This is a genomic window from Acetilactobacillus jinshanensis (assembly GCF_004359375.1).
Classification (GTDB): Bacteria; Bacillota; Bacilli; order Lactobacillales; family Lactobacillaceae; genus Acetilactobacillus; species Acetilactobacillus jinshanensis.
In genome coordinates, this window is record NZ_CP034726.1 from 1,418,742 (window position 1) to 1,431,417 (window position 12,676).

A 12,676-nucleotide genomic window follows, 5' to 3' on the forward strand; every position below is an offset into this window, starting at 1 on the left:
TAAGATTTAATCTGGATTTTTCTTGCTTAATTTCCAACGAAGATAGGCATTAATGAACGGGTCTAGATCACCGTCCATTACAGCATTAATTTCAGGCGTCGAGTAATTAGTTCGATGGTCTTTAACCATGGTATATGGCTGAAAGACATATGATCTGATCTGAGATCCCCAACCGATCGTTTTCTGAACACCTTCGATTTTAGCGCGTTTTTCACGCTTCTTTTCTTCTTCTAATTGGTAAAGTTTAGCCTTTAACATTTTCATTGCCGTTTGTCGGTTCTGCAACTGTGAACGCTGTTGTTGACTAGAAACGACAATTCCCGTTGGTTCATGAGTAATTCGAACGGCAGATTCAGTCTTGTTAACATGCTGACCACCGGCACCACTGGCACGGAACGTATCAACTCTTAAATCAGCTGGGTTAATTTTAATGTGAACGCTGTCGTCCAATTCAGGCATGACATTAACTGACGCAAATGACGTATGACGACGGTTAGCCGCATCAAATGGTGATATTCGAACCAGTCGGTGAATCCCACGTTCGGATTGTAAATATCCGTAGGCGTTTTTACCGATCACCATGATGGTCGCAGTATCAATTCCGGCAACTTCACCAGGTTCATAATCTAAAGTCTTGACCTTAAAATCATGCTGTTCAGCCCAGCGAACGTACATTCGGTAAAGCATTGAACTCCAATCGTGGGCTTCGGTACCACCGGCACCTGGATGAATTTCTAAAATGGCGTTATTAGCATCATATTTACCGGTCAATAGCATGCTTAACCGGTAGTTCTTTAACTCTTTTTCAAGTTTAGCTAAATCACTTTCAAATGATTTTGCCATCTTAGGATCAGGGTCTTCAGCCAGCATTTCAACAGCCACTTCTAAATCCTGAGTCTTAGCGGATAAGTGTTTAAAACTATCGTACTTATCTTTCATGCGGTTGGTCTTAGCAATCACCTTTTTAGCTTTGACCTGATTGTTCCAAAAGTCCGGCTGAGCCATCTTATGCTCGTTTAAACCGATGCTTTCGTTTAACGAGTCCAGGTCAAAGTGACCTCCTAAAGCCGTGAATGGCTTTTTTAACCGTTGCTAATTTTTCTTTAGCTTCATTGAGTTTCATAATTAATAGCCTCCATAAAAAAGCGAAGGAATTTAAGAATTCACTTCGCCCTTTTGTTAATCGTTATTATCGTTCCATATTCTGACGAATTTCAGCCTTCATAAACAGACGGGTGGCATCGTAATCAATATCGGCAACCATTTCTTCGAACATCTCGTAGCCTTCACGCTGGTATTCGACTAATGGGTTCAATTGACCATAACCACGGAGTCCAATTGACTGACGTAACTGATCCATGGCGTCGATATGATCGGTCCAGTGGGAATCAACAACTCGTAAGATGACAACCTTTTCAAATTCAAGCATCTGTGACGGGTCGTAGAGTTCCTTTTCCTTTTCTTTGTAAATCCGATCAGCAATGGATTGTAACAGCTGGCGAATCTGTTCACGGGACTTGCCCTTAAGATCACTCATGCTGATCTGGTCAGGGCTAGTCAAAGCACTAATGGCAAAGTCTAAGATGTCACTAAGTTCCCACTTAGATTTGTCATCACCCTGAGTATGAAGACGAACGACACGGTTAATGGTTCGTTTGATCATTGGCATCATTACCCAGCGTAAGGACGTGTCTTCATCAATGACCTGGAAACGTTCACCGTACATGACATCACGTTGCTGACGCATTACATCATCATACTGTAAAACCTGTTTACGTGAATCATAGTTATTACCTTCAACACGCTTTTGGGCCGATTCAACTTGCTTGGTAATCATATGACTTCGAATTGCTGGACTATCACCATTCGGATTCAAGTTCTGTAAGAAATGCTTGATCTTGTCAGAACCAAATCGGCGCATCAAGTCATCTTCTAATGACAGATAGAATTGTGACATACCAGGGTCACCTTGACGACCGGCACGACCACGAAGTTGGTTATCGATACGACGTGATTCATGTCGTTCAGTACCGATGACAGCCAAGCCACCTAATTTAACGACACCGGGGCCTAACTTAATATCAGTACCACGGCCGGCCATGTTGGTGGCAATCGTAACGGCACCTCGCTGACCAGCTTGGGCAATGATCCCAGCTTCTTTAGCGTGGTTCTTAGCGTTCAAAACAACATGTGGAATGTGTGCTTCGTCTAAACGCTTGGACAAGTATTCAGAAGTACTAACGGCTTCGGTCCCGAATAGAACCGGTTGACCTTTCTTATGTAACTGAATAACTTTCTTGATAACGGCATCAAATTTCGATTTCAAATCTGGGTATAAAACATCCGGCTTATCAATTCGAATTACGGGTTTGTTAGTTGGGATGGTAACGACTTCCATGTTGTAAATTTCACGGAATTCTTTAGCTTCGGTTTTGGCGGTACCAGTCATTCCAGCTAACTTCTTGTACATTCTGAACAGGTTTTGGTAAGTAATGTTGGCCATAGTCTTACTTTCCTGATGAATCTTAACACCTTCCTTGGCTTCAATGGCCTGGTGTAATCCATCAGAAAAACGACGGCCCTTCATGATACGACCGGTAAATGAATCAACGATTTCGATCTTGCCGTCTTGAACCACGTAATCTTTATCACGCTTCATGATGTAGTTAGCACGTAAAGCTTGATCTAAATGATGGGTTAATGCGGTATTGGCCGTATCAAATAGGTTCTTTAGGTTAAAGTACTTTTCAGCCTTTTTAATTCCACTGTCGGTTAAGCCAATCGTCTTGGATTCAAGGTCAATCTTATAATCCTTCTTAACTAAAGACTTAACGAATTTATCAGTAGCCATGTATAACTTGGATGAACCGGAAGCCTGACCAGAAATGATTAATGGCGTTCTGGCTTCATCAATTAAAATGGAATCAACTTCATCGACGATGGCGTAATTCAACGGTCGCTGAACCATGTCCTGTTTATAAACGACCATGTTATCTCGTAAGTAATCGAACCCGATTTCACCGTTGGTTGAATAAGTAACATCACAGTTATAAGCTTTTCGCTTTTCAGCTGGTGATTTTTCGGATGAATTAAAGCCAACGGTTAAACCTAACCACTTATAAACTTGGCCCATTTCAACACAATCACGGTGGGACAAGTATTCGTTAACGGTAATGACATGGGCACCTTTACCAGATAAAGCGTTCAAATAAATTGGCATTGTTTCGGTTAAGGTCTTACCTTCACCGGTCTTCATTTCAGCAATGTTACCTTCATGCAGAACGATACCACCCATGATTTGAACGTGAAATGGTGTTAAGCCTAAAACTCGACGGTCCGCTTCACGGGCAACCGCAAAGGCTTCTGGTAATAATTGATTTAATGTTTCACCATTTTTATAACGTTTCTTAAATTCAGGTGTCTTGGCTTTTAGTTGAGCATCGCTCAATTTTCGAAATTTACTAGAATAGACACCAACTTTATCAGCTAATTTACTTAAGCGTTTAACTTCTCGCTTATCTTTACTGTTGGTGACCCATTTCTTTAAAATATTGGCCATTAATTAAGCCCCTTCTAAATAAATGTTGAATTTCGATAATTCGATTAAAATAAAGTATTAGTTATAGTATATTTTAACATTCAATCTTTATTTTTAATAGTTTACGTTCACATTATTATAGTTAAGCTGTTTTCAAATGACAATTACTCTGTTTAACGAGCCAAAGTAATTCCAATTACCGATTTAGCACCGGCTTGTTTTAATAATTGAGCAGCATGACGAATGGTCGTCCCCGTTGTGTAGACATCATCCACGATGGCAACATCTTTACCCTTAATATCATCACGATATCTAGATACAAACTGAAACGGTTGTCGCAATTGCAATCGATCCGTTCGGCTTTTGTGTGATTGAGGAACTGACTTTTGGACACTCATGGTCGTTAGGCAATCAGTGATTGGAATTTGTTTTAGCAGTCCCTTCACCTGGTTAAAGCCTCGCTGTTGATATGTTCCTCGATGGATAGGAATGGGTACGATCATTCGTTTCTGATCTTCTACGAACCTACTAAATTGATTTTGGAATACATGTCGTAAACGATAATCGCCCATAAATTTATAACGACGCATGTACTCACTCATCATCGAATTATATAGATAAAGGCTGTAATTCTGAAATCTTTTTCCGGTTAATCGTCGCCAACGTCGACAATCCTGGCAAAGCTTACCTTTAAAGTTACCCGCTCGACAGCAATCTTTACAACAATGATGGCTTAAAATTCGTTTAAACTGACGCTGACATTTCTTACAAATCACAGGCTGTTGATAGGGCTTAAAATTCATCAAGAAATCTAGACTAAGTGAGCTGTTAAGTTGTGATCCACATAATAAGCACTTACTCATAATAACTTCGCTCCCAAATAATTTAGGTGTTTAATTTGTTGCTGGGCCGAAACAACCCGTTTGGTGTAGCTATGAATCAAGTAATCGACGTCCCCATTGGGCCGATCCCGTTTTCGGCCTACTCGACCCGCGATCTGAACCAGTGACGACGTTGAAAATACGGTATCATCAGCACCTAAAATGATCACGTCAATTCCTGGAAAAGTTACACCACGCTCCAGAATTGTGGTCGTGATTAAAAATTGCAGTTTCCTTTGTCGCATCAACTTAACCTTAGCTAATCGATCAGGATCCTGAGAATATACGGTCGTCCACAACTGATGATTAAAAAATTGGGCTAAAATCTTACTTATTGGCTTTAGATCACGAACGTGTGGCACAAACAACAGAAAGCGAATTTTACGGTCTAATTTATTCTTAATTAAGTTAATCAGAATTTTGGGTAACTGCTTCTTAGCCAACTTCGCTCGCCACCGAAACGTTAAATAACATTTAATTTCCGGTAATAAATGACGATGAAAACGCAGGGGTAAATAACTAACGGCTAGTTGATGATTATTAACCTGACGCCTTAATTGACGATTAGGGGTTGCCGTTAAATACAATCGGCATCCCGTTGATTTAACAGCATGTCGAACCGCAAACGTCAAAGGGACATTATTAGCGAACGGAAAGGCATCGACTTCATCCACAATCAAGATGTCAAAAGCATGATAAAATCGAAGTAGCTGATGAGTCGTGCAGATCACCAATTGAGTATACCGATACTTTTGTTTACTTCGACCGTGTAATAGCACTAACGAAGTATGATCAAACGCTGCTTGAATTCGTGGATAAAGTTCTAGACAAACGTCGACCCGTGGCGACGCAATGCCAACCCGATAATTTTTCGATAACGCCCATCGCAAACCTAGGAACAACATCTCAGTTTTACCAGCTCCTGTAACGGCCCATAATAATCTAGATTTATGTTGACGATATCCATTAATAATTTCTCGAGAACATCTAGCTTGTTCACGAGTCAACTGGCCTTGCCAAGACATTGGATCTTTCGTAACGTGAAAACAATTGGGCTCTTTCACTGAGCATAACGGGTTTAACGTTGTCATTCGACCTAGATTAATGCAGGTCGGGCAATAATAATTATCATTTGGTAATTCAGCATTTTTAGGGATCCTGGATCCACAACGTTGACAAATTACTTGATGTTTAACCCGTTTAATGGCGGACCGCGATATTATTGATTTAGACTGTAATAACTCTGAACTCACATCACATTGGTTAATCTGTCGACCATAAAGATCGCTAAGTTTAGTAATTAACATGGATTCACCCTAAATTAATTACGGCAAATTTTCTTTTAAGGACGAAATATTTTGAAAAAACTAAATTATTTAACCATTAAGCAATTTGGAACGTTTGAACTCGATATTAGGAAATCACGCTTTATCGGTCACGTTCAACGGATCAAAAATGAAGCTGAAGCTAAACAGTTCATTAATAAAATCAAGGATCAAAATAAGAAGGCTACCCATAACTGCTTCGGCTACGTAATTGGTAAAGATGATCATATTCAACGCAAAAGCGATAATGGTGAACCTGCCAATACAGCGGGAACACCTATCCTAGACGTGATTAAAATGAAGCATCTTCATAACGTCGTGGTCGTCATCACCCGATACTTTGGTGGCATTAAATTAGGCGCCGGTGGTTTAATCCGGGCTTACAGTAACATCACAACGGACACCATTAATAACACCGGGATCGTTCAGCGAATCCTGCAAACCAAAATTGATGTAATCGTTGATTACCATGAATTTAATCCGTTGAATTACTATTTAAAACAAAATCATTACAACGTTATTAACACTGAGTACACCAGTAAGGTAACGGTTACGGTCGCTGTTAATACTCCGGATATTAAGACCTTTAAGAATAAGATCATTAGTCTGTTATCCAATCGCGTTACGTTCAAAGTTGGCAAAAAAATGTACTTTGAAGTGGATTATCATCAGCCAACCAAAAATAATTTTAGCTGAATAACGAAAAACGAGCTCAAAATTAATTGAGCTCGTTTTTATTTTATATAATTTTAATTTAAAATCGCTTCAAATGATTACTGCGACTGGTCGTATTTTTAACGATCCAACGAATTCCATGGAGTAACGGCTGACGATGGGCACCGGCCAAACTGATTGATTCAACGAATAATTCTAATCCAATCAATGTTGCGATCGTCAACAAAATAGAACCAGCGACGTTCGAAATTGGGTACAATAACGAAATAAACGAAAAGATCAGCGCAATGCCATAAATTACAAGCACCGTCTGACGCATCGTCAAGCCAATCTGCATTAAGCGGTGATGTAAATGTCGTTTATCAGGATGAGAAATTGGCTGACGATTTAAGACCCGTCGAATGATCGCAAAGACGGTGTCGGTGATTGGAACACCCAGGATAATGACCGGGATAATAACTGATATCAATGTGGCGTCCTTTAATCCGTTCAACGAAAAGACAGAAATCATGAAACCAATAAACAATGATCCGGTATCACCTAGATAAATGCGGGCCGGAAAAAAGTTATACGGCAGAAAACCGATACATGAAGCAACTAACGCAAAAATCATGATGACGACGAAAACGCTTGATGTCCCTAGGAAGAACGTCCCAATCAAGCCCATCGTGGTTAAGGCAATGATTGCGACCCCGGTTGCTAAGCCATCCAAGCCATCAATCAAATTAACGGCGTTGGTAATCGCCAAGATCCAGATCCATGTAATTGGTAAACTCAATAGACCTAGATGAAAGCTACCGACGATTGGCAACGTAACTAAGTTCATCCGAATATTGCCAAAGAAATACACGAATAATGACGCTAAAGAAATGCCGATAATTTTTTGATGTGGCTTCAACACGTACACATCATCGGTAATTCCGGTCAAGATAATGATAAGTTCACCGCCAAAGATCCCCCATAACTGCTGACTTGGCATCTGGTTCCTCAGCATGAACATCGTGGCACAGGTATAAGCAATGAAAATCGCTAACCCACCTAATGTTGGCATTGGGATTTTATTCATTCGTCGTTTATTGGGCGTATCAACGCCACCGATTTTAAACGCTAACGCCCGAACGAACGGCGTTAAAATGGCTGAAATCAGCATGGTTGCAAATAGACAAACGATAATTTTAAATTTCATAGTCTGATTCCTTTTCAAGCTAATGCGATAACGCGAAAATACACAAGTTTACTAGTATATTATAACAATGATTAGCCTTATTTCCCACACCTTAACTGGACAAAGAGAAAAGGCCCTTAAATTAAGGACCTTTTCAAAAATAATTGTTTAATTTAAATTAAGCATGAGCACCTGGCATTGCTGGACCGTTACTCTTCTTTGGAGCTTCGGCAACAACAGCTTCAGTAGTTAACAGTAATGCTGAAATGGATGCGGCATTCTGTAATGCTGAACGGCTAACTTTGGTTGGGTCGATAACACCGGCCTTAACCATGTCTTCGTACTTGCCATCAGCGGCATTGTAACCAATACCTGGCTTAGCATGACGTAAGTGTTCAACGATGATTGAACCGTTAACACCGGCGTTATGAGCGATCTGACGAACAGGTGCTTCTAATGCCTGACGAACGATCTTAACACCAACGGCTTCGTCACCTTTGGCCTTAATATCATCAATCTTGTCTAAAATGTTGATGTATGCAGTACCACCACCGGGTACGAAACCTTCTTGAACGGCAGCACGGGTAGCGTTGATTGCATCTTCAATGCGGTACTTACGTTCCTTTAATTCAGTTTCAGTAGCAGCACCAACACGAACAACGGCAACACCACCGGCTAACTTAGCCAAACGCTTCTTCAGGTTCTTCTTGTCGAAGTCAGAGCTAGTCTTAGCCATCTGAGCTTTGATTTCGTCAACACGTTCCTGAACGTTGCGCTTGTCACCAGCACCTTGAACGATGGTGGTGTTATCTTTGGTGATGTTAACCTTATGGGCTTCACCTAACTGGCTTAACTTCATACCTTTGATGGTTAAGCCTAAGTCCTTGGTAATAACAGTAGCACCAGTTAAGGTCGCGATATCCTGTAACTGTTCCTTACGGCTGTCACCAAAGCCAGGGGCCTTAACGGCACATACGTTAAAGGTACCACGCATCTTGTTTAATACTAAGGTTGGTAATGCTTCACCACCAACGTCATCGGCGATGATTAATAATGCACGGCCCTGCTTAGCGATCTGTTCTAAGATTGGTAACATAACCTGAATGTTATTGATCTTCTGGTCAGTTACTAAGATGTATGGATCATCTAAAGTAGATTCCATCTTGTCAGTATCGGTTACGAAGTACTGTGACATGTAGCCACGGTCAAAACGCATTCCTTCAACGACGTCTAAGGTCGTATCAACACCACGGGAATCATCGATCGTAATGACACCATTATGACCAACTTTTTCCATTGCATCAGCAAGTAATTCACCAATGTGCTTGTTAGATGAAGAAATGGTACCGATCTGTGCAATATCATCCTTGGTCTTAACGTCGTGTGACATCTTGTGTAAGTTATCAACGGCAACCTTAGTTGCTTTTTCGATTCCACGACGAACACCAACTGGGTTAGCGCCGGCAGCGACGTTACGCATACCTTCGTTAACAATCGCCTGAGTTAATACGGTAGCAGTAGTAGTACCATCACCGGCGATATCATCAGTCTTCTGGGCAACTTCAGCAACTAACTTAGCACCCATATTTTCAAAATGATTTGCTAATGAAATTGATTTAGCAATCGTAACACCATCATTAGTGATGTTTGGATTACCAGCAGATTGTTCTAAAACAACGTGACGACCCTTAGGACCTAAGGTGGTCTTAACGGTATCGGCTAATTTATTGACACCTTCTAATAATTGAGAACGGGCATCATCGGAAAACTTGATTTCTTTAGCCATATATTTTCACCCCATTAATTATATGTAAATGAAACTCTTAATTTATTTCAGTAATTAATTACGATTATTTAACGATTGCTGCAATATCCTTATCGTGAAGTACTAATAAGGATTTACCATCGTACTTTACGGAAGTACCAGAGTACTTGTCGTAAAGAACTTCGTCACCCTTCTTAACGGATGGCTTGATCGTCTTACCGTCAGCACCTAACTTACCAGGGCCAACAGCAACGACAGTACCAGTTTGTGGCTTCTGTTTAGCATTGCTTGCTAATACGATGCCACCAACGGTTTGTTCCTTTGGCTTAGTGATTTCAATAATGACACGATCACCTAATGGTTGTAACACTTTAATCCCTCCAAAATTAAGATACTATCTCTAGCACTTAGCACTCATATTGCTAAGTGCTAACTTACATATTTAATATATTATCTTTTAGGTGAAAATGCAAACCATTTGAATTAATCATATCGTTTTACGAAATAGATTAACGTTTGAAGTTCATTCGTTAGATCAACGTTTTGAATTCGGACGTTAGCTGGCGATGCCAAGCGGACCGGAGTAAAGTTCAAGATCCCCTTTGCACCACCTTTAATGGCTAAGTTACAAACGTTTTGAGCGGCTTTAGCAGGAACCGTTAAGATGACAACGTCAATCTGCTGTTCACGTAATTGTGAAACGAGATCTTTCATTGAATAGACGGGAACGTCACTCTGAACCGTATTAATAATGTCCGGCTTAATATCAAATGCGGCAGCAATTCGAACGTTACTGTCCTGATGAAAATTAAAGTTCAATAGTGCGTGGCCAAAATTACCGACCCCAATTAAGGCAACGTTAACTAAATGATCCTGATGCAGAATCTTTTTAAAGAATCTGAGGAGCTGATTGACATCATAGCCATAGCCTCGTTTACCTAACGCACCGAAATATGAAAAGTCACGGCGGATCGTGGCTGGATCAATCTGAACGGCCTTAGCGAATTTACTTGAAGAAACTCGGCTTACATTTTGATCATGCAAAATATTCAAATATCGATAATAAATTGGCAGACGTTTTGTTGTAGCGCGCGGAACTTTAGCTTTAGCCACGTTAATTACCTTCCTTTTACATTTACAGAGTTTAGACTTTGTGAAAGATTGTTACAATTATTCTATCATACGATTTTAACAAAAGTAAGTAACTTTGTGAAAAGTCTCTTATTTTTGGACTTTAACATTAGCTTTGGTATCCTCCTGACTTATGATAAAATAATTACAGATATGCATTAGAAAGGGGGCTAGCTAAAATTTTACTTCTACAAGCAAAGCATTTGGTTAAACGATTTGAAGGTCAAAATCTTTTCACAAATGTTAATCTTAAAATTCAAGATCACAGTCGAATTGCGTTAGTCGGTCGAAACGGGGTCGGTAAATCAACCCTAGTTAAAATGTTGATTGGTCAACTTGGTGTCGATGGTGGCAACGTTAGTATGAAAAATGGACTTAGAATTGGTTATCTAGCCCAAAACACCGGTTTACATTCCAACCGAACGATCAAACAGGAAATGGAATCCGTCTTTAGTAACCTAATTCAAGAAGCAAAAAAGATTAACCAACTTGAATTAAAGATGGGTGACCCTAACGTGATTAATGATCCGGCTCGTCTAAAGGCCGTCACTAAAGCGTATGATCAGTTACAGGATCATTTCAACCAAGAAAATGGTTATGGCTATAAGACCGAAATTCGCGGTGTTCTTCATGGTTTCGGATTTACGGCTAAGGACTATAACCGCAACATCAATGACCTGTCTGGAGGTCAACAATCGCAGCTAGCCCTCGCTAAACTACTGTTAGAAAAACGAGACCTTTTAATTTTAGATGAACCAACTAACCATATTGACGTTAAAACGGTCACTTGGTTAGAAAACTATCTAAAGAGCTATTCAGGAGCATTGTTAGTGGTATCACATGATCGATACTTCCTGGATAAAGTCGTTAACGAAGTTTATCTATTATCTGGTGGAACGACCGAACACTATTATGGAAACTATACCCAGTTCAAACACGAGAAGCAGAAACGCTATAAGTTGAATATGCGAGCTTACCGTAAGCAACAGGCTAAAATCCACCAAGATGAAGAATTCATTAAAAAGAACATTGCTAGAGCATCAACATCCCGCCGTGCTCAATCCCGTCGTAAACAACTAGCGAAGATTAAATTAATTCAGCGACCAATCAATAGTTCAAAAGTCGCCCACTTTCGTTTTAATTTTCAGCGAGCCAGTGGTGAATCAGTGCTAACCGTTAGCCATTTAAAAGTCGGCTATCATCATGATGTCGTTGCGGGTCCCTTTAGTTTCGACGTTAAACGTGGCGAGGCAATCGCGATTATTGGCCCCAACGGGATTGGTAAATCAACGTTATTACGAACTATCATCAATAACATTCCAAAAATCTCTGGGACGATTCAATTTGGAACTGGAATTTCAATTGGCTACTATGATCAAAAGCAGGCTACCCTTCATCCCAATAAAACCGTGCTTGGTGAGTTATGGGACGCTCATCCCAATACCGATGAAGGTAAGATCCGTTCAATCTTGGGCAGTTTTCTGTTCTCTGGTGATGAAGTTAACAAAAAAGTCAGTCAGTTATCCGGTGGTGAAACCGCCCGCCTTCAATTGACCAAACTATCAATGGAACACAGTAATTTCTTGTTACTGGATGAACCGACCAACCATTTAGACATCGCCAGCCGTGAAGTCTTAGAAAACGCCCTTCGTCACTTTCAGGGAACCATCCTATTCGTTTCGCATGATCGTTACTTCATTAATAAAATCGCAACGTCAATTATTGAAATCTCTAAAAAAGGCGCCAAATTATACCTAGGTAATTACGATTACTACGTGGCTAAAAAAGAAGAGGAACGAGATCTTGCTGAACACAAAAAGCAAAAAGCTCAAGCAGAACAGGCAAAACAGCAGGATCAACCCAAACCAACGGTTACTTTTAAATCGAAAGCCCAGCATAACTACGTTAAAAATAAGAAAATCCGGAATCAAAAACGGAAATTAGCTCGTCAGGTCCAGGATTTAGAAAATCAGATCACCGAATTTGATCATATGAAACACACGATTGAAGTTAAGATGACTAAGCCTGTAATCTTAAAGGATCCCAAGAAGTTAAATCAACTTCAAAGTAAAATTGATCTTATTAATCAAAAGAGCGCTAAAGTTGAAAAGCAGTGGGAAATTAAGGGTACCGAATTAGAAGAACGTTTTAATTAATTATCACAACATACAAAAAACAGTCGATTTATTAAAATCG

At 40.1% G+C, this 12,676-nt stretch carries 10 protein-coding genes; 2 read left to right on the forward strand and 8 right to left on the reverse strand.

Features of this window, described 5'->3' with window-relative positions:
• Window positions 1-6 precede the first annotated feature (6 nt).
• The 4 genes from prfB to ELX58_RS06850 form a co-directional block, all read right to left on the reverse strand.
• Window positions 7-1,123 (reverse strand): peptide chain release factor 2 gene (prfB, locus tag ELX58_RS06835; protein ID WP_236747671.1). Its coding sequence is split into 2 segments (ribosomal slippage): window positions 7-1,050 and window positions 1,052-1,123, totalling 1,116 coding nucleotides; the frame shifts between segments, so codons are not numbered across the junction.
• Window positions 1,124-1,189: 66 nt separating this feature from the next.
• Entirely contained in the window at window positions 1,190-3,559 is a 2,370-nt protein-coding gene (secA, locus tag ELX58_RS06840; RefSeq protein ID WP_133442373.1) for a preprotein translocase subunit SecA, read from the reverse strand.
• A gap of 152 nt (window positions 3,560-3,711) precedes the next feature.
• Entirely contained in the window at window positions 3,712-4,401 is a 690-nt protein-coding gene (locus ELX58_RS06845) for a ComF family protein (protein WP_133442374.1), read from the reverse strand.
• Window positions 4,398-5,726, reverse strand: a complete 1,329-nt coding sequence (locus ELX58_RS06850; RefSeq protein ID WP_133442375.1) for an ATP-dependent helicase ComFA — start codon at window positions 5,724-5,726, stop codon at window positions 4,398-4,400. The genes ELX58_RS06845 and ELX58_RS06850 overlap by 4 nt, the downstream gene beginning before the upstream one ends.
• A 51-nt stretch (window positions 5,727-5,777) precedes the next feature.
• On the opposite strand from ELX58_RS06850, the gene ELX58_RS06855 reads away from it, so the two are divergent.
• Window positions 5,778-6,440, forward strand: coding sequence for a YigZ family protein (locus tag ELX58_RS06855; RefSeq protein ID WP_133442376.1), 663 nt, complete (start codon window positions 5,778-5,780; stop codon window positions 6,438-6,440).
• 58 nt (window positions 6,441-6,498) lie between these two features.
• Here the strand turns inward: ELX58_RS06855 and ELX58_RS06860 are convergent, their stop codons facing one another.
• From ELX58_RS06860 to ELX58_RS06875, 4 genes are all read right to left on the reverse strand, one after another.
• Window positions 6,499-7,605, reverse strand: coding sequence for a glycosyltransferase family 4 protein (locus ELX58_RS06860; RefSeq protein ID WP_133442377.1), 1,107 nt, complete (start codon window positions 7,603-7,605; stop codon window positions 6,499-6,501).
• Between the two features lie 157 nt (window positions 7,606-7,762).
• A complete protein-coding gene (gene groL, locus ELX58_RS06865; RefSeq protein WP_133442378.1) occupies window positions 7,763-9,370 on the reverse strand; it encodes a chaperonin GroEL in 1,608 nt (535 codons plus the stop codon).
• A gap of 64 nt (window positions 9,371-9,434) precedes the next feature.
• Complete coding sequence (gene groES, locus ELX58_RS06870; protein ID WP_133442379.1) at window positions 9,435-9,719, reverse strand: co-chaperone GroES; 285 nt, start codon at window positions 9,717-9,719, stop codon at window positions 9,435-9,437.
• 113 nt (window positions 9,720-9,832) lie between these two features.
• Window positions 9,833-10,462, reverse strand: a complete 630-nt coding sequence (locus ELX58_RS06875; protein ID WP_133442380.1) for a redox-sensing transcriptional repressor Rex — start codon at window positions 10,460-10,462, stop codon at window positions 9,833-9,835.
• 221 nt (window positions 10,463-10,683) lie between these two features.
• Here ELX58_RS06875 and ELX58_RS06880 point away from each other — a divergent pair, with 221 nt between their 5' ends.
• The gene (locus ELX58_RS06880; protein WP_472725415.1) at window positions 10,684-12,636 is read left to right on the forward strand and encodes an ABC transporter ATP-binding protein; all 1,953 of its coding nucleotides are present in this window, start codon (window positions 10,684-10,686) and stop codon (window positions 12,634-12,636) included.
• Window positions 12,637-12,676: the final 40 nt, after the last annotated feature.